The sequence below is a fragment of the Bradyrhizobium zhengyangense genome, assembly GCF_022012555.1.
GTDB lineage: Bacteria > Pseudomonadota > Alphaproteobacteria > Rhizobiales > Xanthobacteraceae > Bradyrhizobium > Bradyrhizobium zhengyangense.
This window is the reverse complement of sequence record NZ_JAKLTZ010000017.1, coordinates 108,695-131,626: the sequence shown is the minus strand read 5'-3', so window position 1 is coordinate 131,626 and position 22,932 is coordinate 108,695. Positions and strand designations below refer to the sequence as shown.

Annotated in this window: 20 protein-coding genes and 2 pseudogenes; 3 read left to right on the top strand and 19 right to left on the bottom strand. The window is 56.2% G+C overall.

The window, feature by feature from the left end; genetic code table 11:
* Positions 1–214, bottom strand: a 214-nt coding sequence (locus tag L6639_RS43575) for a transposase family protein (RefSeq protein WP_377819110.1), incomplete at its 3' end; no start/stop codon positions are given.
* Between the two features lie 123 nt (positions 215–337).
* Here L6639_RS43575 and L6639_RS36435 point away from each other — a divergent pair.
* From L6639_RS36435 to L6639_RS36425, 3 genes and pseudogenes are all read left to right on the top strand, one after another.
* Positions 338–724, top strand: a pseudogene (locus tag L6639_RS36435) (IS66 family transposase); the annotation flags it as partial.
* A complete protein-coding gene (locus tag L6639_RS36430; protein ID WP_128929609.1) occupies positions 721–1,323 on the top strand; it encodes a plasmid pRiA4b ORF-3 family protein in 603 nt (200 codons plus the stop codon). The pseudogene L6639_RS36435 and the gene L6639_RS36430, both read left to right, overlap by 4 nt.
* Positions 1,287–1,634 (top strand): ATP-binding cassette domain-containing protein, encoded by a 348-nt coding sequence (locus L6639_RS36425; protein WP_371746379.1) that lies wholly within the window; start codon positions 1,287–1,289, stop codon positions 1,632–1,634. The genes L6639_RS36430 and L6639_RS36425 overlap by 37 nt, the downstream gene beginning before the upstream one ends.
* Before the next feature lie 81 nt (positions 1,635–1,715).
* Here the strand turns inward: L6639_RS36425 and L6639_RS36420 are convergent, their stop codons facing one another.
* From L6639_RS36420 to L6639_RS36340, 18 genes and pseudogenes are all read right to left on the bottom strand, one after another.
* Positions 1,716–2,372 carry a GntR family transcriptional regulator gene (locus tag L6639_RS36420; RefSeq protein WP_128929610.1) on the bottom strand — a complete coding sequence of 219 codons (657 nt, stop codon included), beginning with the start codon at positions 2,370–2,372 and terminating at the stop codon, positions 1,716–1,718.
* Positions 2,373–2,534: 162 nt separating this feature from the next.
* Complete coding sequence (locus L6639_RS36415; RefSeq protein ID WP_128929611.1) at positions 2,535–3,941, bottom strand: MmgE/PrpD family protein; 1,407 nt, start codon at positions 3,939–3,941, stop codon at positions 2,535–2,537.
* Positions 3,942–4,145: 204 nt separating this feature from the next.
* Complete coding sequence (locus L6639_RS36410) at positions 4,146–4,967, bottom strand: pyrroline-5-carboxylate reductase family protein (protein ID WP_164933845.1); 822 nt, start codon at positions 4,965–4,967, stop codon at positions 4,146–4,148.
* A 29-nt stretch (positions 4,968–4,996) separates the two neighbouring features.
* Positions 4,997–6,313, bottom strand: coding sequence for an NAD(P)/FAD-dependent oxidoreductase (locus tag L6639_RS36405; protein ID WP_128929613.1), 1,317 nt, complete (start codon positions 6,311–6,313; stop codon positions 4,997–4,999).
* Between the two features lie 7 nt (positions 6,314–6,320).
* A complete protein-coding gene (locus L6639_RS36400) occupies positions 6,321–7,616 on the bottom strand; it encodes an NAD(P)/FAD-dependent oxidoreductase (protein ID WP_128929614.1) in 1,296 nt (431 codons plus the stop codon).
* 116 nt (positions 7,617–7,732) lie between these two features.
* Positions 7,733–9,287, bottom strand: a pseudogene (locus tag L6639_RS36395) (MFS transporter).
* 124 nt (positions 9,288–9,411) lie between these two features.
* Positions 9,412–10,437, bottom strand: coding sequence for an Ldh family oxidoreductase (locus L6639_RS36390; protein ID WP_164933844.1), 1,026 nt, complete (start codon positions 10,435–10,437; stop codon positions 9,412–9,414).
* A gap of 25 nt (positions 10,438–10,462) precedes the next feature.
* Complete coding sequence (locus L6639_RS36385) at positions 10,463–11,230, bottom strand: LamB/YcsF family protein (RefSeq protein WP_128929616.1); 768 nt, start codon at positions 11,228–11,230, stop codon at positions 10,463–10,465.
* Positions 11,208–12,254, bottom strand: coding sequence for a 5-oxoprolinase subunit C family protein (locus L6639_RS36380; protein WP_128929617.1), 1,047 nt, complete (start codon positions 12,252–12,254; stop codon positions 11,208–11,210). Before L6639_RS36380 ends, L6639_RS36385 begins: the two co-directional genes overlap by 23 nt.
* On the bottom strand, positions 12,251–12,955 hold the full coding sequence (locus L6639_RS43570) for a carboxyltransferase domain-containing protein (RefSeq protein ID WP_128929618.1): 705 nt from the start codon (positions 12,953–12,955) through the stop codon (positions 12,251–12,253). Before L6639_RS43570 ends, L6639_RS36380 begins: the two co-directional genes overlap by 4 nt.
* 16 nt (positions 12,956–12,971) lie before the next feature.
* On the bottom strand, positions 12,972–14,396 hold the full coding sequence (locus L6639_RS36375; protein WP_128929619.1) for an MmgE/PrpD family protein: 1,425 nt from the start codon (positions 14,394–14,396) through the stop codon (positions 12,972–12,974).
* 22 nt (positions 14,397–14,418) lie between these two features.
* A complete protein-coding gene (locus L6639_RS36370) occupies positions 14,419–15,636 on the bottom strand; it encodes a pyridoxal phosphate-dependent aminotransferase (RefSeq protein WP_128929620.1) in 1,218 nt (405 codons plus the stop codon).
* 71 nt (positions 15,637–15,707) lie between these two features.
* Positions 15,708–16,775, bottom strand: coding sequence for an extracellular solute-binding protein (locus L6639_RS36365; RefSeq protein ID WP_128929621.1), 1,068 nt, complete (start codon positions 16,773–16,775; stop codon positions 15,708–15,710).
* A 117-nt stretch (positions 16,776–16,892) separates the two neighbouring features.
* Positions 16,893–17,960, bottom strand: a complete 1,068-nt coding sequence (locus L6639_RS36360; RefSeq protein WP_128929622.1) for an extracellular solute-binding protein — start codon at positions 17,958–17,960, stop codon at positions 16,893–16,895.
* Positions 17,961–18,031: 71 nt separating this feature from the next.
* The gene (locus L6639_RS36355; protein ID WP_164933842.1) at positions 18,032–19,846 is read right to left on the bottom strand and encodes an ABC transporter permease subunit; all 1,815 of its coding nucleotides are present in this window, start codon (positions 19,844–19,846) and stop codon (positions 18,032–18,034) included.
* On the bottom strand, positions 19,843–20,871 hold the full coding sequence (locus tag L6639_RS36350; RefSeq protein WP_128955179.1) for an ABC transporter ATP-binding protein: 1,029 nt from the start codon (positions 20,869–20,871) through the stop codon (positions 19,843–19,845). The genes L6639_RS36355 and L6639_RS36350 overlap by 4 nt, the downstream gene beginning before the upstream one ends.
* 13 nt (positions 20,872–20,884) lie before the next feature.
* Positions 20,885–22,342 (bottom strand): NAD-dependent succinate-semialdehyde dehydrogenase, encoded by a 1,458-nt coding sequence (locus L6639_RS36345; RefSeq protein ID WP_128955180.1) that lies wholly within the window; start codon positions 22,340–22,342, stop codon positions 20,885–20,887.
* On the bottom strand, positions 22,339–22,923 hold the full coding sequence (locus L6639_RS36340) for a thiamine pyrophosphate-dependent enzyme (RefSeq protein ID WP_128929626.1): 585 nt from the start codon (positions 22,921–22,923) through the stop codon (positions 22,339–22,341). The genes L6639_RS36345 and L6639_RS36340 overlap by 4 nt, the downstream gene beginning before the upstream one ends.
* Positions 22,924–22,932: the final 9 nt, after the last annotated feature.

Genomic DNA, 22,932 nt, shown 5'->3' with positions numbered 1-22,932 from the left:
CCAGGAGCTTCACGACCCGCCCCGAAAGCGGCAGATCGGTCACACGGCGCCGATAGCGGCTGTGGACACGTCGGGAAGCCGCTCCGCACAATGGACACATGCCGACGCTTCCGGACGCCCGGACCGTGATGACGGCTTTATCACCCTCGTAGCACGCACTCTCTACCACAAACCCACGCGGCACCAGACTGGAGCGGTGGAGTGCTTGCTGCATGGCGCTGATTCTCCTCCAATCAAAACGCCAGACATCCCTCGAACTGCATCAAAAGTGAGTCAGAGCCAATTTTGGACGCCGATCCCCCGGCTTAGGGGGTCAATATTGCAGGCCGAATGACAGTTTGAGGCCAAGCTTGATCACCTTGCACCGAAGAGCGACACGGCGAAGGCTTTGCGTTACGCGCTGCGTCATTGGAACGGCCTGGCGCTCTACCTTGATGACGGGCGCATCGAATTGGACACGAATGCTGTCGAGCGTGCGATGCGGCCGATCAAGCTCAACGCCAAGAACTCCCTTTTTGCCGGTTGCGACGAAGGTGCCGAGAATTGGGCATTGCTGGCTTCGCTCATTGAGACCTGTAAGCTCAATGGCGTCAGTGCCGAGCACTGGCTCGCTGACGTTCTCGCCAAGCTCGTCAATGGTTGGCCTGCGGCGCGGTTGGACGAACTGCTTCCCTGGGCGTCGACCTATACGATGCATACACTTGATCCGAGGCTGGCGGCATGAACCTGAACACGACCGCGGTCCGGATCAAGGTGACCCTCAAGGATGTGAAGCCGGCGGTGATGCGTCGCCTCGTCGTACCCGTCACCTTGCGCCTTGATCGGTTGCATCTGACGCTTCAGGAGGCATTCGGCTGGACGAACGGTCACCTCTTCGAGTTCTTCGCTGGCGATGTTCATTGGGGAATTCCTGATCCCCACAACGATTACGGCCACCAGCCCATGGATGCGAGCAAAGCGCGCCTCTGCGACATCGTTCGCGAGACCGGCGCCAAGACGATCCACTATCTCTATGACTTCGGCGACAGCTGGGACCATGTGATCAAGCTCGAAAAATGGTTCGAGAACACCACGACGGAGGGACTTCCCTTCTTGCTCGAGGCCGCCGGTCGTTGTCCTCCGGAAGACGTAGGCGGTGCGCCGGGTTATGCCGAATACCTCGAAGCCATCAGAGACCCCGCCCATCCGGACCACGAACATATGCGCCTCTGGGGCCCGGGGCGGTTCGATCCCAACGTCGTCGACCGGAAGGCGCTCGAAGCCGCCGTCAACGCGTTGTCCGACATATGGAAACCGCGGCGGCGCGCTACGCGAACAAAATAGGCGTCAAGCGCCATTCAAAAGGGCCGCAGAGCTACACTTACCATGAATCCGAAGGTAATGCTGTTCGACGAGGTCCTGCCGCGCTCGATCCGGAAACAAAGAAGGAGGATCTGGTCACCATTCGCGATCTCGCCGCAGAAGGCATGACCTGCATTCTCGACACCTACGAGATGGGCTTCGCTCGCGAAGTGGCGGATCATGGCTACTGCACCGATGGCGGCGTCATCGTCAAGCACGGTGCACCAAGTTCGATCTTGGGTACGCCACGCGAAGAACGGACCCGGGTATTTCTCGATAAAGTACTGGGTTGATCTAACCGCCGCAGTATGAAGATTCAGGAAACGCCGGTGGCGTGAAGGAAAGTACGCTTTCCGCGCCAGCAATAGGAGCGCTCACCGACTCCTACGGCGCTGCACCATGAGCGCCTTCTTGGTGTTAGAGATATGTGCTTCGAGAAGATCGACGGCCTTTTCAACGTTCCCGGCGCGGCAAGCTTTTAAGATATCCACATGCTCTTCTTGCGGCGTTTTCTTGCCTGACGCCATAGAGACTTGTGCCCGGACGAACAAGCTCACCTGCCCGTAGTTGCCTTCGATAAGAGACAGCAATCTAGGTAGATTACAGGGGATATAGAGGGTTTCGTGAAACTTCCAGTTCATCTCCGCCCATTGAGCGGGGTCGCTTTTCTTGTCGTATTCCACGAGAATACGTTTGGCCTCATCAAAATCACTCTGAATCATATTAGGAATGGCTAGACGCAACGCGCGGCACTCCAGCGCAATGCGAATTTCCATCAATTCGATCACCTCGGCCGAAGTGAATGAGACTACCTTGGCGCCCCGATTGTTTAGGAGCGTGACCAGACCCTCCGCCTCGAGGTGTCGCAAGGCCTCCCTTACCGGAATGCGGCTCGTTCCGAATTTGTCCGCCAATTCCTCTTGGCGAAGCTGCTCGCCGGGGGCGAATGTCCCAGCAAGAATGTCAGCCCGGAGAAGCTTTCTCACCGTCTCAGTCGCCGAAGGCCTTTGTTGATTGTCCAGTTCTGTCACAAACTTCGCCTCAAATGTATCCTCTTTGCCGAAATTATATACAAAAGGAGGACGAAAGCAATTCGCTCACCCGAACATCAAGCGTTTCTGGGCCTTCCGACCTCCGTTGTTCTCCCTAAATACCCACCACCAGCAGATGTTGATTCTGACAGATTGTATTGACTACTCATCCAGAAGGCTATCGACTTCCGACCACTGCACAGTTTCGAGTTTCATCAGCATATTCCAAAGATCCCTGGCTTTCGGCTTTCCAACAGAAAGCGCTGCACACGTTTCGAATTTTCGTCGGAGCCTTTCAGGCGGAGCCGGATATTGATGGTTGCCGACCGCCACGCTTTGCCGCTTGAGATGGATCTTCCCCGACTTGTGAACCGCTTCGATTTCGGTAAAGGCGGCTCCTTTGGTATAGACCTTTTCGAACTGCTCCTTGGTTGACAGGTCGGGATGAACATAGGCATTGACTTTGCCCATGCGGCCGCGGATCTCATTTCCGGCAACGGACTGGTCGGAAAAACTCCCAAGCGTTACGTCGCCATGCGCCAATGCCGCCGCTATGCAATACGGGATGCTGAACCTCGCCTGCAGTGCATCTTTCGGATCGTTGTATCGCATTAAATTCAAAGCATGGTAGCTGACGCCCACATTGATGACCTCGAGGTCGTCCGCCACGATTTCGCCACTCGCAATACCCTCCGTTACAAGATCCAGGGCCGGATGTACAAGCGAGCATGTCGGATAAAGCTTGGGGTTATTGCGGATGAGTTCGAGGGATAGGCCAAGATCGCGGATTGCTTCGTCCGCGTTCAGCTTTTCTGGATCTGTAAAGAGATCGAAAAACCCCTCGTGCCCCTCGATCGCATTAGGGCTTGATCGCATTCCGGCCTTAGCAAGTTTGGCGGCAAGGACGCCGTTCTGCGCTGCGAATCCTGCATGTAGCGGTTTGGTCATGTATCCGAAGTTTTGACGTAATCCAGATGCAAGCGAGGCTGCAATTCCGAAGGCTTCTAGCATGAGCTTGCCATCAAGCCCCAACAGGTTTCCGGCGGCAGCGGCAGCTCCGAATGTCCCGAGCGAGGAAGTTGTGTGCCAGCCACGACCATTGTGTTCATAGGTTACGGCGATGCCGAGACGGCCTTCCATCTCGACACCGGCCGCATAGGCCGCAATGATATCTGCACCCGAAGCTGCCAGTTCGTCTGCGAGCGCAAGGATAGCGGGCAATACTGGGGCGGATGGATGCCCCACCATCGCATAATTACCGTCGTCGAAGTCATGCGCATGAGCCATAGCGCCATTGGCCAGAGCAGCATTTCGAGCTGTCGTTCGCAGCGCAGTATTCCAGACACGTGCCTTTCCTGGTTCTTCGGCGAAGAACCCGCCCATGACTCCCGCAACTTCCTCAGCTTTCGCCGCTAGGGCAACAGACAACGTGTCGGCAATGCCCCTCTTTGCGGCCTCGACGGCGGCAGCGGACATTGATTCGAACTTCAGCTCCGCGCAGAAGTCAGCAAGGATGCGGCCGACTTCCGGTCGCTGCTTTTGAGAGTCTGACGCTCTTTTCGCGTTCATTTTGCTTCCTTTTGCTTATCTATCGATTATGCCGACCAGACGTTTTTGTCCGGCCAATTCGGTTCGAGCTCGATTGGCATAGGTCCGCCATTTTTCAAATCGCGCCTTCGGTGCGCGGCAGCGCGATCCGGCCGCTTACGCATCCAGTTCGGCGAGAATTCGCCGTACACTTTCGAACCTCCCAATCGTCTTGCGATCCCAAATCTAACTTTTTCTTAGTTCGACACTCCGTCGATACGCAGCGCTGGTTGCAGCGCGTACTATCTTGGGAAGGGCCCCCTCACGCTCCATTTCGATCACGCCAGCCTCAGTGGTCCCTCCCGGACTTATGACGGCTCGCTTGAGCTCGGAAGGCGAGCGCGGATCAGCTGCTAACATCGCCGCCGAACCCAACATCGTCTGCGCAACGAGCAACTGAGCGAATTCTGTATCAAAATCCAGCCTCGCCAGCCGCTTGCGCCGCTGCTCAGCAAAAGCGAAAATATAGCGAGGCGCGCAGGCGTAGAACGGCATAGCCTTGTCAATCAATGCCGCGTCCACCACCCATTCAAATTTGCCGACTGGCGCGAAGACTTGCTCTACGGCCGTTTTTGCCGAGATTGGAAACGTCTGCCCGGTTACGCCGAGGCTCGTCCCTTGACCAACAAACGCAGGAAGGTTGGGCATAACGCGCGCCACTCTCGCACTGCCGCATACCTCCATTAATCGCCCAAGCGGCATGCCGGCCATAACCGAAAGAACCGGACTCTCGGCCAGCAAGCGTCGATGTCCATCAGAGAAAGTTGCAACATTCTGCGGCTTCACCGCCAATACGAGCAGATCGTAGCCTGATGATGAACTCGGAGCGTCCGGCAAGATTGATACGCCTTGAAGACCACGCACAGCGTCTTCCACTCGGCCGACATCCGGATCAACCAAGATCAATTTTAAATTAGGTAGTGCTTGGCGTACTCCTCGGATAAGAGCCGAACCCATATTTCCCCCGCCGAAGAACAGCAGTCGAGTGGACTCCTTCATCACCACCATTTCCCTATCCTGCTGGTCCAACTTTGAGATCAGGTTGCATCTGCACCGGCACGGAATTCCTCGTACATTGCCGTGCCACGCACGCCGACGAATCTGAATGGCTCGGGCGGCAGCCATCCGGGACGGCCGAGCGGTCCAGTCACCGTTTCTTGTGCGACTTTGCCGGCGACTAGTTCGGCAAGACGGCGCCCCAATGCGGTACCTTTCGCGACACCAGAGCCGTTATAGCCGGCACTTATAAAAAGCCCCTGCTCCAGCTCTCCCCAAAATGGAGCGCCTCCACGCGTGACGTCGGTAACTCCGCCCCATACGTATTCGAAGTCGATATCCGCAAGATGCGGATAACGACGGCGAAACCGATCGAGCAATCTTCGTCGGATTACGCTCTCCTTGAGCTCGGCCTCATAGGAATAGAGGCTGCGGATCATACAGCGTCCGTCGGAAAGTCTACGAAGGGTGCTACCACCGGCCCGTTGGGCCGACGTCATGCCCCATTCCGGAAGACTACCGAGCAGACGTGCCCTGTTGCCCAGCCTTTCCGTCACGCCCACATAAGTAAATAAGGAAACCAACCGATCTTTGCCGTATCCCAGCAGCTTAACAAAGGCATTGTTGGCCAGGATGACGTTCCGCGCGGATATCCGCGCCTGCGGACAAGTCAAGTGCCAACGCTCACCTACTTTTTCGATGTTGCTGACAGTGGTTCCTTCATGAAAGACAATGTCAGAAGGTAGATGATCTGCCAGACCGCGCACGAGCGCAGCCGGCTGAAATAGATGTGTAGACTCGGATCGAATGGCCAACCGATAAAAGCATGTGCCGGTTAGCTCTTCCAAAGCATCTTGTTTGTAAACCGGAAGCGTGCGGCCCTGTGTCGATGCGCTCTCGCTCATTCTCAACAGAGCCGCAGCGGCTCGCTCGCTTACAGCGGCCTTGAACGAACCGACCTGTCGAAGCCCGCAATCGATCCCGTACCGGGCCACGAGGTCTTTCAGCCAAGCCAAACCCTCGGCATCAAATACGGCTATGACGTTCTGTTTGCTTAGAGCATCGGCTGAGGCGTCAGCTCTGCTGGCCGATGCCATACTCACCGTTGGCAGATCGCTGCCAGAAAAGCCGGAATTCCGACCTGAAGCATTCTCGCCAACTGTTCCGCCGTCAATGATGAGAATATCAGTTTCGGGTTCCAGCTCTTTGAGCCTTCTTGCAACAGCGAGCCCAGTGAAACCTGCGCCTACAACGGCATGATCGACGCTCAGCTTTCCGTTGAGGGCGGGCCGGCAAATGCGAGGCGGTAGCATCGCGTTCCAACCGCTTCGCATCTGATACGTGCTTGCGCGATACATATCCGTTCTACTGTGCGAAAGCCGGCTGGCGTTTGACGCTCGACAGCCGGTTGAAAGTAAAAGGAGAAGGATCGACGATAGGTTTTTCGGAAGTAACCAGATCAGCCGTCAGATGCCCGGCCGCAGGACCAATCCCAAAGCCGTGACCGGAGTACCCGCTACTGATAAAAAATCCCGGAATGGTGTCCACTGCCCCAATGACCGGCTTTGTATCGGGCATGACATCGATCAGGCCGGCCCAGGTTGCGGCAACTCTCATATTGGCGAATACGGGAAACTCGCGACTGATATTACGCTGCGCCTGACGAAGATCGTATAGTGATGGCACGGGATCCAGGACACGTGTCTGTTCAAAAGGCGTTTGTTCATCCATGCGCCAGCGCGATTTCTGAAACAGCTCCGCAAGCGTGCGCCGCCCCAGACGCAGCCGTACATTGTTTCCACCAGTCAAAATCATCGGCAAATAGTCGACGAGATAGCGGAAACTGTCGGGCACGATTTCCGTTCGATTCCACGCGCCGTAACCTATGGTGAACCCTCCATCGTGCCGAGTGCGGATCGAAAAATCGGGGCCCTTGATCGACGTTTTTGGAGCCCCTTCCAACGGGTACGCTCGGACAAGGCTCGACATTGTCTTGAGTTGCGGCAACCGCAAACCCATATTGTTACAAAAGAGCGAAGACCAAACTCCGCCCGCCAAAACAACTGCTTCGCAAGATACTGGCCCGAGCTCCGTCACAACGCCACAAATGCGTCCCGCCCGGGTTTCAATTCCTCTCACAGCGCATGACACGACAATCTGCGCGCCGAGCGCCCTCGCCGCGCTTGCGTACGCAGCAGCTGCCAATGATGGCTCCGCCCTGCCGTCATTGGGAGAATACAGGCCGCAAGCCCACGGTCTTGACGCGCCAGGCAGCAAGGCTCGCAATTCAGCCCCTGAAACGATGCGAGCAACGATATCGTCGGGACAGGTGTTGGCGAGCCAGCTTTCACAAGCTTCTGCTTCCTCGTCGCGCTTGAATACCGTCAAAATACCCGTCTGTTTAAAGCCGACACTTTGGCCTAGCTGCCGCTCCAGATCGTTCCAGATTCGCAAACTTTCCCGGATCAACGGCATTTCTTGAGCGTCGCGCTTTTGAGCGCGAACCCAACCCTGGTTGCGTCCGGATTGCTCTGCTCCGATAAGTCCCTTCTCGCAAAGCAAGGTTGGAACCCCTCGCTTGGCCAGGTAGTAAGCAGTTGAACTGCCGATAATTCCGCCCCCTATCACGATCACTTTGGTTGAAGCGGGCAGTTGGGACATGACGAACCAGCAAAAAGTCAGGGCGAGAGACTTGGTGCATACTTAACTTAGCTATTGGATACAATCAACCAACTTCTGCGTCGAAAGGTGAGAGGGCGCTTGGATCGTACTCAAGATCAAAGCATTGCTTCGGGTTTTGGCGGAAAATCGCTTCGCGTGGGAACAATCCGGCTATCAATCAGGCGATGCACACGACGCAGATCCTTAGGCCCCCGATGTAGACTGCGAAGCGACGCCAAGTTGTCAGCGTCTGCCCGTACACGGCGGCCATGATGACGCAGATATTCGATCCACGTTGGCGAGTAGTAGCTTTCAACCCAGACGAGTGGCCGTTCAATGTCTCGTAACAAGGCCCAACGACGGGCCCAGTCACGCAAACGGATACGACGCCGTTCTCGCATCAGCTCAAGAAAGCGAAGAGTATCCTCGTGGGCAATTTCATACTCTATTAAGACCAAGACCGGCCCCGAATCCGGCTTGATCTCGACCATAGGCTCGGGCGCTTGGAATGGTCCGATGGGATCGAGATCATCGCCGGACAACGCGTGAAGCGGATATTGAAAGCCCAAGACCGCTCCGATCATCATTACGGTCCCTGCCGCCACGAAGGCGATCGAAAGACCGTGTGAACCTGCAACTTCGCCCCAAAGCCAGGATACAAGGGCCATCCCGCCGAAAGTCGCGGTCTGATAGAAGGAGAGCGCTCTTCCAACCACCCACCGTGGCGTGACAGTTGCACGGTGACGTTGAATAAGGACAATGAAATGACCCAACAGGCACCGGCGACAAGTAGTGCGATGCAGCTAAGGGGCATCGAAGTTGAAGCGCCCAACAAGATGAGCGCGAGCGCAAAATTCGCGAAAGTTGCGCGAATGACAACCTCGTTATTGAACTTGCGGACAATGGCAGCGTTTGCCAAGCCGCCGCCGATCGCACCGAAGCCAAAAGTGCCCAACATCATGCCGTAGGTTAGTGCCGTTCCCTTCAACGTGTCTCGTGCAACCAACGGAAGCAGAGCCAAAACGACGACACCGGCCAAGTTGAAGATCGCCGTTCGTAGGAGAACTCTCAAAAGATGGGGAGACACCCTGATGTAACGAAGGCCGGCACCAATCGCTGCTCCCACATGCTCGGGGGGAGCTCCGGCTTTGGATAGTGCGGCTTCCAATGCAAGAGCGCGCCTATCAGCGGCAGTGTGAGAAGAACATTCGCAGCGAACGCCGCGGCGGACCCTGCCACTACGACGACCAATCCGCCCGAGGCAGGGCCAACGCTGCGCATCATGTTGAAGCTGAGCCCATTCAAACCGACCGCGCCGGCAACATCTTCCTTTGAGATGACATCGCCTATCGAGGCTTGCCACGCGGGATTGTACAGCGCGTTGCCACAACCGATTAGAAATGTAAGGGCGAGAAGAAGCCAAGGATCCAGAACATTGAAGCAGATAGAAGTCGCGAGAACCGCGGATACTAACACCATGCCACCTTGTGCCATGATCAATATGCGACGACGACTATAATTATCCGCCAGCGCACCCGCTATCATCGAGAAGATCATCACGGGAAGGGAATTCATTGTCTGAACCAGCGCCACCATGGCCTGCGAACCCATCATAGTGGCCATGACCCAGCTGGCGCCCACCGACTGCACAAGCGTCCCGAGATTCGACATCATCGTCGCGATCCAGAGCGATCGAAACGCCTTTTGCTTTAATGGAGACAGAAACAGGGGAACCGGCACAATTGTCTCGGTGATGCTTTTGGCAACACTTGTCGCCTTCGCGATATCAAGATCGCTAGTCCTCCGCCAAACTGAGAACGCGCGCCCAATTGCGCGCATCGACCGACAGCATTCCGCTTTCATGCACCGCTTGGCGACGCCGATAGCGGTTATCGGCCGGCATGCGAGTTGATCCTGCGTGTTTCAATTCCGCTATTAGCCTCTCCAACTGTCCCTGGAACGAAGCATTCCCGCCAGCACCGGGATCAAGGGCCAAAATGAATTGCCCGGCATTCGAGGTCTTCGCCCCAGGAAAGTTGGAAGAACAATCTTCAAATCCGAAGGTGCCGCCGGAGAGTGCCGCCACCAGAACCTCGGCCATAAAGGCAAGCGACGCTCCTTTTGCTCCGCCGAACGGCAGGAGCGCCCCCCCGTCCAGTATCGCCGCCGGATCAGTAGTTACGTCTCCGTCCCTGTTAATTCCGACCCCTGAAGGAACGGGTCTACCAGCGGCAGCGTGCAGCAGGATGTCGCCGTGCGACATGATGCTCGAAGCTTGGTCCCACACCAAAGGCGGCGCGTTTGTCCTTGGACAGGCAAATGCGATCGGATTGGTGCCGAGCGTCTTTCGCTTACCCTGCCAAACAGCCATATGGCTGCGACTGTTCACCATCGCAATTGAGATCAGACCGGCGCGCGCCAGGGGTTCCACGTCCTGCCACAAAGCACCAAAATGATGCGAATTGCGGACAAACATCGTCGCGACACCTTGGCTCCGAGCCATACCAGCAAGACGGTTCGAGAAGGCGCGCGTTGCTTGTTGAGCAAACCCGTTGTCAGCCTCAACCGCCAAACAGCCGGGCCGCGTCTGCTCGCAAGCCGGTTTAGCTGCAGTATTAATCCAGCCGCTGGATATGCTTGAGACATAGCCGGGCAAGCGATGGATCCCGTGGCTTCTACTGCCGTCGATTTCGGCGCCGGCAACCGTTTCGGCAATGATTCGTGCGATGGGTTCCGACAGTCCCGCTCTGCGCAAGGCCGAAGCTAATTTGGGTTCGAGGATCTCTAGCGGGATCTGAATTTCGTCGTCCGCTACGGTCAAGTGACGCTCCGCGATGAACGCTGTTCTATTCGACAAGCTCTGTCAGTGGCGTCACTTGTCCACCGCCTCTCTCAATCGTGTCGCGCAAAGTCTTGGCAATCTCGACCGAGCCAGGCGTATCTGAATGAACCAGAATGCTTTTCGCATCCAACTTGATTCGTTTTCCCGTGATAGCTGTCACCGTGCCGTCATTCAAGAACTGGCTTGCTCTCGCGGCGATTTGATCGAGATCGTTGATGACTGCTCCCTGCTTCTTTCGCGAAACGAGCGAGCCGTCTTCCTCGTAGGCCCGGTCGGCATAAATTCGTCCAACAGTCCGCAACCCGATCTTCCGCGCGTAAGCTTGCCAAGGGCTGCCGGGTTCTCCCGGCACGATGATGTCGGGATCATAGGCTTTGAAAGCATCGAAGATGAGCTGAAGATATTCCGGTGTTTCGCGCGACATCATGCCAAAGACGCCATGCGTACCGGCATGTGTCACCTTATAACCTTCAGCCTTGGCGATCGCCGAGAGAGCGCCCAACTGGTAAAGTGCGTGTTTCCGCATATCGTGGGGATCAATCTTCATCGGAACACGACCGAAGCCTAGTAGATCGGGCAGGCCGACATGCGCTCCTAGCGCCACTCCCCGCGCTCTCGCCTGCGCCGCCATGTCGGTCATGATGACCGCATCACCCGCGTGAAAACCGCAGGCCACATTCGCGGACGAAATCAGCGCCATCAGAGCGGCGTCATCGCAAAGCCGCCAACGCCCGAACCCTTCTCCGATGTCAGAATTGATATCGATTTTCATCGTTCGCCATCCCTGCCTCGGTTTCTCGCGAAATGCGCGCTGGTACGCCGCCGTTGTCGGCCGTCGCTATCAGGCAACCCAGCCTGTCCAAATATTTCACGATCTCAGATAGAGCCTTACGCGCTTCGGTTACCGAACATTCCACGAAACGGAACACGCTGCCTGGCCGCGCTTGGGCGACGCGCCAGAGATCGGCTTCTATGACGTAACCAATTTTCGGATAGCCACCCGCAGAGTTGCCGTCGACCAATTGCACGATAGGGCGCCCGCCTGGGGGCACCTGGATCACCCCGGGCGTGATCGGACATGATCGCATTTCTCCGGGGTCGGTACGCATCAGTTCGGCGCCATCCAATCGATAGCCCATTCTATTGCTCTGAGCGGAGACCCTCCAGGGATCACGCCAGAACGTTTGCTGCGACCTAGATGTGAAATCATCATATTCTCCGGCACGAACGACGCGGAGAACAATATCGTCCTGCTCCGCTAATGCGTGAAGTCCGCGTTCGAGAACGTTGTCGGGCGGCAAGACGGAGAGTTCGGGTTGCGGCTGCGCACTCTTTTTCAGAGCGCCTAGCTTGTCGCCTACGCGAAGCATGCGCCCTTCCAGGCCACCAACGCGTTGCCTGAAATAGGTGCTGCGGGATCCCAGCACCTCGGGAACGTCGATGCCTCCGGGCACACAAAGATAGGCTCTAAGCCCCATACGTGCCGGTCCAATCGCCAGCTCGTCGCCCGGCGCAACCGCGAAACGCGACCATGGTGCGACTTGACGTTGGTTGAGAACGGCCTGACAATCGGCCCCACACAGTGCAACCATGATTTGCTGATTGAACAGCAACCGCATGGGACCCATCTGGACCTCAATTCCGGCGGCCTCAGTGGAATTTCCAAGCAAGATGTTGCCCACCGATAGAGCGACCCGGTCGGCCGCTCCCGTTCGGGCAATTCCATGGTGACGTTGCCCTATCCGCCCCAAATCCTGCACAGAATTCAAGGGAAGCGTTTGAAGCACTTCGATCATGTCTCAACCCGTTCGATTCGGAAACGAATGCAGTCTCCCAGGTCAAGAACGTTGGGCGGCGTTTTGCTGAAGTCGAACGGTATGGGCGATGCCGGTGCATGTCCGAGTGCGTACCAGCCGCTTGGAACGAGCGAAGGCTCCTCCCCCGGCTTCAACGGCGGTCCAAGAGACGTCTGCGCTCCCGCCATGCTCAAATTTGGACCATTGGGTACCATTTGAGGTTCAGGCCGGCGTGGCAGGTGCAGCCGTCTATCCAGTCCGAAGAGAAAGCCGAAGCCTGGACCCGTTCCAGGCGCAAAGACAGTGTAATTGCCTGCCGAATGCAATTCAGCCACCCTGCTCGGCGATACTCCGAGACGATCGGCAACTTCGCGCAGGTGCCGACCTGCAGCTCCCCCGTAAACGATCCCGATTTCGAGTGTGCGGCCATTACCGGACCAAGCGGTCGTTCCATTCCATTCCGCCAAAAATCTCATCGCCAAAGGCTCGGTGTCCGTTGTCAAAGGGTCGACAACGATTAAGAGGCTGTTCAATCCCACCTGCGCGTCAGTCACCTCTTGCCAATTCCGGACCGTTCTATCCAACGCCCAAATGCGTTGCTGCGTTTGCAACGAAAGTGGCCCTTCGGCATCGAGCAGCAGAGCCGAAGCACCGCAGTGACTGACCCTCGGTGCATCAAGAACCACTAGCTTTGCGCACATGCCCGTACTTTGTCCGTCACTGCAGCTCTTCAAGGCCCAATAGAATTGGTGTACCGACCCGGTTCAGCCTGTCCAAATGTTGGAAACGTGTCAAAATAAGATCCGACCTGGCGGAATCGAACATTCCATCAGTACACGCCCGATATTTCCGCTCCAGATGTTCCCAACTGACGGGGTCGCTGCTCGAGCCGATATAATTGGATTTGCGCCGTTTAAAGAGACTCCCGTCTCGCCGCATGACATCAACTTCGGTAAAGGCTTTTCCGGCTCTGTAGAGCGGCTCGAAAAGCTCTGGCGTGCTCTGGTCTGGATGAACATAAGGTTCAACCGACTCCATTATCTTGCGCGTCGCGGGATCCTTGAGCGCATCGGGAGTGAAATCGGCTAGCGTGACGTCGCCTTTTCGCAGTGCCACAGCCACGCAATAGCTGTAGCTAAATTTTGCCTGTAAGTGACTTTCAGGCCGATCATAACGCATGATGTTAAGCGTTTGATAGCTGGTGCCGCAACGCACCGAGGTTATATCTGCCAGATCAAGCTCTTTATTTCGGAGGCCTTCGACAAGCACGTCGAGAGCCGGGAGCACCATCGCGCAAACCGGATATAGCTTGACGTTGATGCGCATCACTTCAAAGGGGGCTCCCATGTCGCGCATTGCGTCTTCAAAACAGATCACACTCAAGTCACCGAATAGGTGCATGAAACCTTCATGACCCTCGATGGCAGTCGGGCTTGCGTCGATGCCAGCCAGAGCCAGCTTTGCGGCCATTACGCCGTTCTCGGCAGCACGGCCGGCGTGGACGGGCTTGGTCGACGTTCCAAAGTTCTGACGGATGCCACAAGCCATCGAGGCGGCGATCCCCAACGCATCTCTGGTCTGCTGCGCGTCCAAACCCAACAGCTTTGCCGATGCAGCCGTCGCTGCGAAGGTTCCGAAAGTCGACGTCGTATGCCAACCGTTGGCATTATGTTGGTAGGTCATCGCCCGCGCAATCTTGGCGCCGACTTCCATCCCAGCCACATACGCGGTGATCAGTTGTTCGCCCGAAACGTTGCGCTCGTCGGCCAGCGCAAGAAGCGCCGGAACCATGCCAGTGGATGGATGGCCAAGCATAGTCGCGTTGCCGTCATCGAAATCGTGCACATGAGCTGCCACACCATTGAGAAAAGCCGCCGTTCTCGCCGTCGTGCGCAAGGAAGTGCCGATAACCAGCGATTTGCCGGGTTCATCGACCAAAGCTTGACGCGCCCTGCTTGCGGCCGCCTCGCCTGCGCCCGCAAGCGTCACAGACAACGTGTCTGCGAAAGCGCGCTTGGTCGTCTCCACCGCCTCTGTCGGGATGTCGGAAAAGCGCAGTTTCGTAACCCAATCAGCAAGGAAGGCGGTCACGGGTGGACGTGATCGCGTCGCCTCGGCGGCACTGGAAGTGATCTCGTTCATATTATGATACTTCGAATTTGGTTCAGCGTAAGGCTAGAACCGCGGAGCGGATCGCTGCCACGGCGGTACGCAAGTCGTCGTCCGACGACGCGATGGAGATACGGAAGTAAGGAGAAAGGCCATAGGCCGCGCCTTGTACAACTGCGATGTCGGCCTCGGCCAGTAAGTAATCGCACAGAACGCTATCAGACGAGATTCGGCCGCCTGCCGGCGTCGTTTTCCCAATCAGATCGGTACAGCTCACAAAGATATAGAACCCTCCCTCAGGGCGCTCGGCGGAAAGACCTGGAATTGCCTTGATGATCGGTAAGACAAAATCTCGCCGCCGGTGGAACACAGCTACGCGCTGGGCTAAGAAATCTTGTGGCCCTTCGAGTGCGGCCAGAGCAGCAGCCTGCGCGATTGAACATGCGCCACCCGTCGCTTGCGACAAGACTCGAGTAATGTCCCTGATCAGCCAATCCGGCCCGGCGCAATAGCCGATACGCCAACCCGTCATGGCGTATGCTTTGGAAACGCCGTTGACCGTCAGGATGCGCTCCCGCAAATCGGGCGCAATCTGCGCCAAGGTGTAAAACGGCCGCCCATCAAACCGAATGTGCTCATAGATGTCATCTGACAAAGCAAGGACGTTAGGATGGCGACGCAATATTTCGGCGAAGGAAAGCAATTCCGCCTTTGAGTAAATTGATCCCGACGGATTGTTTGGCGAATTCAAAAGAAGCCAACGCGTCCGAGGTGTGATGGCCGCCTGTAGTTGTCCAGGCTGCATCTTGAAGTCACTTTCGACGCCGCACGCGACTATCACCGGCTGTCCGCCGGCGAGCCGCACCATGTCTGGCATCGGCACCCAATAGGGTGCAGGTATAATGACCTCGTCGCCGTCGTTTAAGGTTGCGGCGAAGGCATTATATATACTTGGTTTCGCGCCCGGAGCGACCACGATCTGATTGACTCCGTATTCCAAGTCGTTGTCGCGTCTCAGCTTGCGCGAGATGGCCTCGCGCAGCTGAATGGTACCCGTATTGATGGTATAGCGGGTTTCTCCAGCTCGGATCGCCGCAATTGCCGCTTCCTGAACGTGCTCTGGCGTATCGAAGTCAGGTTCGCCCTGTGCAAGGCTGATAACGCGCTTGCCTGAGGCCACTCTCAACTTTGCTTTTTGAGCCATGCTCTCGGAGACATCGACCTGAATCTTGCCAACCCGCTTCGATCTGCTTCGTGTATTCAAATTAGTCACCGCTTCCTAGTCCGTGAGAACGACGCCAGGCTTTCGACCCGTCTGCGCGCGGGCTCGGCTGTCGCAGCCTCTTATTTGATGAGCCAAGCGTTGAACATTTCATTCGACTTGGACAAGTTTTCACCCCAGAAGCTGACATCGAGGGGCACGAGCTGCTTAAAGTTGTCAGGCTGCGTCGGGATCAAATACAAGATCTTGGGGTCGATATATTGGTAGGCGCTGATCGAAGCCGTTCCGTTCAGGACGCGCGCTGCACGCGCGGCTTGTCGCTTCGGATCAAGAGTGAATTCGATGAGCTTCTGAACCATCGCCACCTTCGGATTCCCTTTCGGAATCGACCAGCCATATGCGGTGTAATAGCCTTGATTCCATAGGATCTTAAGATCCTCTCCTTGCACGATAAGCTCCGCTGCCCGGTTGACATAGGTCGCGGTAATGTCGATTTCGCCGCTGTGTAACAGCTGCGCGCTCTGCGGCGCCGTCGTCCACCACATAGCGATCCGCGGTTTGATTTGATCGAGCTTCTTGAATGCCCGAATCCAACCGGCATCTGTTTTCAGTTCGTTTATGATGGCCTGGCCGGGCTTGACGCCGTCGGCGCGCAATGCCCACTCGATGTTGTCCCGGCCGCTGTTGCGGAGGGACCGCACGCCAGGGATCGCTTTGTCCCACATGTCCGCAACGCAAGTCAGATCTTTCCCGGTCGCGGAGGTCCGATAAACCGTTGAATAGGCTGATATCGAGTCGGGCACAAAACCGGCGAGGTTCCTCAGCTCCACCGGAAGGTCGTCATACAGGTGTTTTGGAAGGGTGATCTTTTCAACCAAATCCAAAGCCAAATATCGAACTGCTTCGTCCATGCCTGCGCCAATGCAAGCATCGAAGATATAATTCTTCGTGTCGACCATCGACTGCATCTGGGGCAGCGGCTGCGCGGCTCGCACCACGGGAACGACCGTGATGCCGGTAGCCTCCGTGAAAGGAGTGTAAAAGAGCTCCTTATAAATCTGAGATACGGAGCCACCAGCATCTGCAATGTAGAGAGTTTCGCCCGCTGCCGAAGCGCGACCCATGATCGCGGGTGCTGCTAACGTTGCGCCCGCCAGCATTGTGGTCTTAGTAAACTTTCTTCTGTTCATTTCTGGCCTTCCGTTAGCGACTTACGCCGACCGCGGATTTCATCGAATGTCGTCGGAGGCAATCATCCCGGGGCGTTCAAAGGGATGGTCGTTGCCGATAGTGCCGATCATCATTCGTCATTTCACAAGCCACTGATTGAACAGCTCATTCGATTTCGTGAGATTCTCTCCCCAAAAAGCCACGTCCAACGGGACCATCTGCTTGAAATTATCTGGTTGCGTCGGGACGTACTCGAGCACCTTCTTGTCGATAAATTCGAAGGCACTTTTCGAGGCGCTTCCTTGCATCAACTCGGAAGCAAGCGCGGCTTGACGCTTCGGATCCAATGAGAACTCGATGAGCTTCTGCACCAAATGGACCTTTGGATTGCCTTTTGGGATGACGTACCCATAGGCAGTGTAATAACCTTCGTTCCAAAGCACTTTGAGGTTCTCACCTTGCCGGATCAGCGTTGCAGCCCGGTTCGCATACGTCGCTGTAATATCGATCTCCTGAGCTTGCAGAAGCTGAGCGCTTTGTGGGGCCGTACTCCACCAAGTCAGGATTTTCGGTTTGATCTCATCCAATTTTCGAAATGCGCGCTCCCACCCGGCTTTTGTTTTCAGCTCATTGATAATGGCCGGTCCCGCGGGAACGCCATCCGCTCGAAGCGCCCATTCTATGTTGTCGCGACCGCCAGTACGCAGCGAGCGAACTCCCGGAATGGACATGTCCCAAATATCGGCAACTCGTTTCAGATCCCGTTTTGTCGCTAACGGCCGATATACCGTCGCAAACGCTGCAACGGAGTCCGGATAGAAGCCCGGAACATTTCTGATGGAGTCAGGAAGGTCGTCATATATTGACCTCGGCAACTCAATTCGTTCGCTGAGCCCCTCAGCATCGTAGCGGACACCTTCATCGAGACCGGCGGCCCCATGCACATCGAACGTATAGTTCTGCGTTTCCACCATGGTCTTCATCTGAGCCAGCGCTTGGGCTGGCCGAACGACCGGAACGACATCAATTCCCGTGCTTGCAGTAAAGGGCGTATAGATAACCTTCTTGTAGGACTCGGTGTACGCACCGCCCGCATCCGCAACATAGAGGGTCTCACCGGCCGCCGATGCGCGTCCGACGATGGCGGGTAGTGGGAAAGTCGCGCCGGATAGCGCAGCTATCTTGACGAATTGCCTTCTATTCATTGTTGGCCTCCTCACTAACCATTGCCTCGAACTGACGGCTCTAATGTCGGCCCATCCAACCGATGCAAGCGCTACACGCGTCTGGACGTCCCGCCAACGGAATTGGCTATGAGCATAAATCCGAGAATTAACGCCAGGAGTAGCGTCGACACTGCTGCCAACTCCGGTGACGCCCCGTACACTGCCTGTTGGTATAGCTGCTTCGGAAGCGTGGTGAAGCTGCCTCCCGTGACAAACAGAGAAATCGTCACTTCGTCAAACGACTGGATGAATGCGAAAAGAAACGCGCCATAAACTCCAGGCTTGATGATCGGCAGCATGATATATCGGAAGGTCTTGAATTTTGACGCGCCCATCGTCCATGCGGCATAGTCCAACGAACGATTGTAATTTTTGAGCACGGCCATCAGTGACATCGTGGCATAGGGCAGCGCAAACACCATATGCCCCATGATCAATCCGACCCATGTGCCAATCAGCCCGAAGCGGGCATAAGCGTAGAACAGCGCGACCGCCGTGATGATATGAGGCAGAAAAATCGGAATGGTCAGCAGCAGAATTATCAGGAACTTTGCCCTCGTCTTTTGACGAACGAGAAATAGTGCCGCCGGAATAGCGATGGCAATGGCCATCAAGCTGGTGATGGCGGCGATGCCAACCGATCGCCAGAAAGCCAATACCCAGATTGGTGAGCTAAGGACCGACGTGTACCATCGGAGTGAGAAACCCTGGGGCGGCCAGCCGAACAGAAGGCTGTTAGAGAATGAAATCGGAACGATACAGAAGATCGGAAGTATCAAGAACAACGCAATTGCCAGCGAAACCATCGACAGAATGGGTCTACTCACCCTTTGCCTGAGCTTCACCGTCCGTCCCGTCAGTTTTTCGGCGACCAATCCGAAGCTGGCGGTAATCCATGAAATTCCGTTGATTAGTTTCATTCCGCCACGGCGGAGCATTCGGTTCAGTCTCGACGGATGCTGGTCGCCCTCTTCTCCGGTCAGAATGTGCATTCCAACCACCCGATCAAACAGAAAGAAGGAAATAAGTGTTGCCAGCAACAGCATGGCGGATATCGCCGCAGCGAAGTTCCAGTGCAACACCTCGGTAACTTGTTCGATGATCAATTGAGCGATCATCGTTTCCCGAGGACTCCCGAGCAGCTGCGGCGTGATGAAAAACCCAAGAGCACTCACAAAGATCAAGATACCGCCGGCCGCCACTCCCGGTAACGACAGAGGAAAATAGACCCGCCAAAAACCATGGGAGGGGCGGGCACCCAGCGTGCTCGCCGCTTTTTCCAAGTTCGGCTCGATGCCCTCCATTACGGAGTACATCGTAATAATCGCCAAAGGCAAAAGCGAGCTGCTCAGGCCGATCATCACGCCGTTCCAGTTGTAGAGGAAGGCGATCGAATGATCGAGCCAGCTCAACTTCAAGCCGGTTACGTTGATCAAACCGCGGCGACCGAAGATAATAATCAGTGACAGATTGCGGATCAGAAAGCTAGTCCAAAGCGGCACCAGAACGGACGTCAGGATTGCTGCTCGAACCCCTGCATTTGCTTTGGAGAGTGCATATGCAACGGGGTAACCGAGCGTCAGGCAGATCCCGGTGGCCCAAGCAGCGGTTTGAATCGTTCGCACGAGCACGCTAACGTATAGATTGGTCTTAAATACTCGCGAAAAATTCTCTAGCGTCAGCGCACCGTGAGCGTCAAAGAGGCTGAGAACAAGAATTCCGCCGACAGGCAGTACAAATACGACGGATAGAAACGTCAGCAGCGGTGCTATCTGAAGAAACGGCCAGCGCGCTAGCAATTCGCTCAGAGGTAGGCGCCGATCTGATCGCGGCCATGATCCCGGGATGGTCGTCCGATCTGTCACGTTCCTACATCCTTTATTTCTACCGACCGGGAGGCGGCCCAGCTCAAGATGCAACGTTGACCGTTCTCGATATCGTGAGGAGCCTGTGCATTCAGAACAAGGGCTGAAAGGACGCGATCGGACGCCGACTTGAAGAAGTACCGGGTTGTCGGCCCAATATTGATGCGCTCAATAAACGTCGCTTCGGTCCGGTGGTGCGCGGGAACGACGTCGGCGTTGACGCGAACGTATTCAGGTCGAACCATCAGTCGCGTTCCCGCCTGCATGGGCGTCACGTTGCCGCTTGCATCGCTCACTTCGCCAGCCGCCATGATATTGGACTGTCCGATGAAGTTAGCGGCGAAGACCGTCGAGGGGCGATCGTAAATTTCGTTCGGTGGTGCCAGTTGCTCGATCTCGCCACCGTTCATCAGACAGATCCGATCTGACATGGCCAACGCTTCTTCTTGGTCGTGGGTCACGTAGATGATGGTCGTCTTTAATCGCTTATGCAGATGCTTGATTTCGATCTGCATCTGCTCGCGCAAGTTCTTATCCAGCGCGCCCAAAGGTTCGTCCATCAGTACGATCGACGGCCGGTAGACCATTGCGCGTGCGAGAGCCACGCGTTGTTGCTGACCACCCGATAGCTCCTTGGGCACACGCTCGGCAACGTGAGGTAAGCTGATGATCTCCAACATCGACTTTACCCGGTCGCGTATATCAGCCTCCGGCATCTTCCGCATGCGCAGCGGAAATGCGAGGTTTTCCGCGATACTCAAATGAGGAAACAAGGCATAGTTCTGAAAGACCATGCCAATATCCCGATAAAACGCGGGCTCGTTGGTAGCTCGACGACCGTTGATGTAGATCTCGCCGGAGTTTGGAGGGGTTAGTCCGGCGATCATGGTTAGGAGCGTCGTCTTTCCGGAGCCAGAAGGGCCCAATAGAGTCAGAAATTCTCCTTCGGCCACATCGAGAGACGTCGGCTTCAAAGCGTCGAACGCACCGTACCGTTTCGAGAGGTTTTCGATCTTGAGCTTCATTCGTATGCCCGCTCTAACGATGCGCAGGAACTGAGTTGCGGGGCGGTCCCGCCAGGAATGAAATGCTGCGTACAATCGTGTAGTTCAACAACCCCTCAGCCCCACCCTCACGCGCATACCCCGAGTCCTTTGTTCCCCCAAAAGGCGTCTCCGGCAGCGATGACGTGAAGTGATTGATCGCAAGGTTTCCGACCTGCATGTGGTCGGCGATGTAGCCGGCGTAGTCAGCCGAATGAGTCATCGCGTAACCCGCAAGCCCATAGGGCAGTTCGTTGGCGCGCTTGATCGCGTCTGGCAGCGAAGTAACCGAATTTACGAGTGCGACTGGGCCAAACGGTTCTTCCTTCATAATACGCGCATCCGCGGGCACGTCGGCCAATACCGTAAGAGGCCAATAGTAGCCGTTATTCTTGATGCGCTCCCCACCGGCAACAAGCCTGGCACCTTTCGCGATCGCCTCGCTGACGAGTTCCTGTATCGCAGCAAGGCGCCGTGAATTGGCTACGGGCCCCATCTGCGTGGCCGGATCGAGGCCATTGCCGACCTCAATTTTTCGAGCCGCCTCGCCCATGTTGTTGACAAACTCTCCATAAATGGAGTCGTGGACGAACCAGCGTGTCGGTGATGTACAGATTTGGCCCGAGTTGCTGGCTTTAGCGGCAACCGACCTGCTCGCTGAATCGAGCGGATCGACATCGTCACAAATTATGACCGGCGCATGCCCGCCCAATTCCATAATGCAGGGCTTCATATGCATTCCGGCTTGCGCGGCAAGTCCCTTGCCAACTGGAACGGAGCCAGTAAACGCAACCAGTCTGATTGACGGGTGTCCTATCAAATAGCGCGAGATATCTGCGGGAATGCCGAATACCAAATTCAACACGCCATCTGGCAGTCCGGCTTTCACAAAGGCTTCCGCCAGATGCACGGCAGCCGCCGGTGTTTCCTCAGAAGCTTTCAGGACGAGACTGCAGCCTGCCGATAGCGCACCGCCAACCTTCCGGGCGACTGAACTTAAGGGATAGTTCCAAGGACTAAAGGCCGCTACAGGGCCAATCGGATAGAGTTGCACGGTGTTTCGATACCCGGGCTCGGACGGAATGGTCCTGCCGTAAAGTCGGCGTCCTTCTTCCGCATCCCATTCCAACACCTGACATGCCCGCCGAACTTCGGTCTGCGCGTCGCGTAGCGGCTTGCCTTGCTCCAGAGTGATATCGCGGGCCACCACATCGGCATTCGCACGCAGGTTCGCCGCGGCTTGACGAATTATCTCGGATCGCCGGGCCGCTGAGGTCAGTGACCAAACGTTGAAGCCGTTCGTTGCAGCATCGACGGCAGCGGCAAGATCGGCCTCCCTTGCCATAGGAACGATCCCCAGCACGGCTTCGTTTGCGGGGTTCAATATCGGAGCGCCGTTACGTTCGATCCATTTTCCACCGATAAACAGCCTTATTGGGGTGTGCCCAGTCATCGGGTCACTCCGAGGAATTTTCGTGTGTCGGCCACCACTTTTGCCGGACTACGCTTACGCCACGGCGCGCGCTGACCTGGCGGACGGTTTTCGATTTCTGGGTGGATCTTATTCCAGACGAAGACGGGCCCGTCCTTCGCCAGGATTTCTGGCAGGGCGGCAGTATATGTGGCTAGATCATCGAAAAAATAAGTGCGATTGATGCCACATCCGCGAGCCACAAGGTCATAAGCAACGTTCTTCGCGTTCGGTACGGGCTGTCCACCAGTTGTGGCATAGCATTCGTTGTCCATCAAGAAGTAGTAGTAGTTTCGAGGCGCCTTTTCGGCGATCGTTGTCAAGATGCTGAGGTTCATTAGTAGATCGCCCTCAGAATCGAAAACGACTACCGGCTTCTCAGGTTGGGCCAATGCGAGCCCAAAACTAAAGCCGGCATGACCGCCCATGGAAGGATCACCGACTGGAAGGTCCGCACCTCCTTCGCTGATGTCCAACCAATATTGACCCGAGCGACCCGAGACGACGAGCGCATTCCTGCGATGAGGTGCGAAAGCGTGGACAAGATCTTTTGTGTAAATCATCGACCCGCG

Coding starts and splice junctions, on each gene's coding strand:
- L6639_RS36430 (WP_128929609.1), top strand. CDS start 721: ATGAACCTGAACACGACCGCGGTCCGGATCAAGGTGACCCTCAAGGAT.
- L6639_RS36425 (WP_371746379.1), top strand. CDS start 1,287: ATGGAAACCGCGGCGGCGCGCTACGCGAACAAAATAGGCGTCAAGCGC.
- L6639_RS36415 (WP_128929611.1), bottom strand. CDS start 3,941: ATGAACGCGAAAAGAGCGTCAGACTCTCAAAAGCAGCGACCGGAAGTC.
- L6639_RS36410 (WP_164933845.1), bottom strand. CDS start 4,967: ATGGTGGTGATGAAGGAGTCCACTCGACTGCTGTTCTTCGGCGGGGGA.
- L6639_RS36405 (WP_128929613.1), bottom strand. CDS start 6,313: ATGTATCGCGCAAGCACGTATCAGATGCGAAGCGGTTGGAACGCGATG.
- L6639_RS36400 (WP_128929614.1), bottom strand. CDS start 7,616: ATGTCCCAACTGCCCGCTTCAACCAAAGTGATCGTGATAGGGGGCGGA.
- L6639_RS36385 (WP_128929616.1), bottom strand. CDS start 11,230: ATGAAAATCGATATCAATTCTGACATCGGAGAAGGGTTCGGGCGTTGG.
- L6639_RS36380 (WP_128929617.1), bottom strand. CDS start 12,254: ATGATCGAAGTGCTTCAAACGCTTCCCTTGAATTCTGTGCAGGATTTG.
- L6639_RS43570 (WP_128929618.1), bottom strand. CDS start 12,955: ATGTGCGCAAAGCTAGTGGTTCTTGATGCACCGAGGGTCAGTCACTGC.
- L6639_RS36375 (WP_128929619.1), bottom strand. CDS start 14,396: ATGAACGAGATCACTTCCAGTGCCGCCGAGGCGACGCGATCACGTCCA.
- L6639_RS36365 (WP_128929621.1), bottom strand. CDS start 16,775: ATGAACAGAAGAAAGTTTACTAAGACCACAATGCTGGCGGGCGCAACG.
- L6639_RS36360 (WP_128929622.1), bottom strand. CDS start 17,960: ATGAATAGAAGGCAATTCGTCAAGATAGCTGCGCTATCCGGCGCGACT.
- L6639_RS36350 (WP_128955179.1), bottom strand. CDS start 20,871: ATGAAGCTCAAGATCGAAAACCTCTCGAAACGGTACGGTGCGTTCGAC.
- L6639_RS36345 (WP_128955180.1), bottom strand. CDS start 22,342: ATGACTGGGCACACCCCAATAAGGCTGTTTATCGGTGGAAAATGGATC.
- L6639_RS36340 (WP_128929626.1), bottom strand. CDS start 22,923: ATGATTTACACAAAAGATCTTGTCCACGCTTTCGCACCTCATCGCAGG.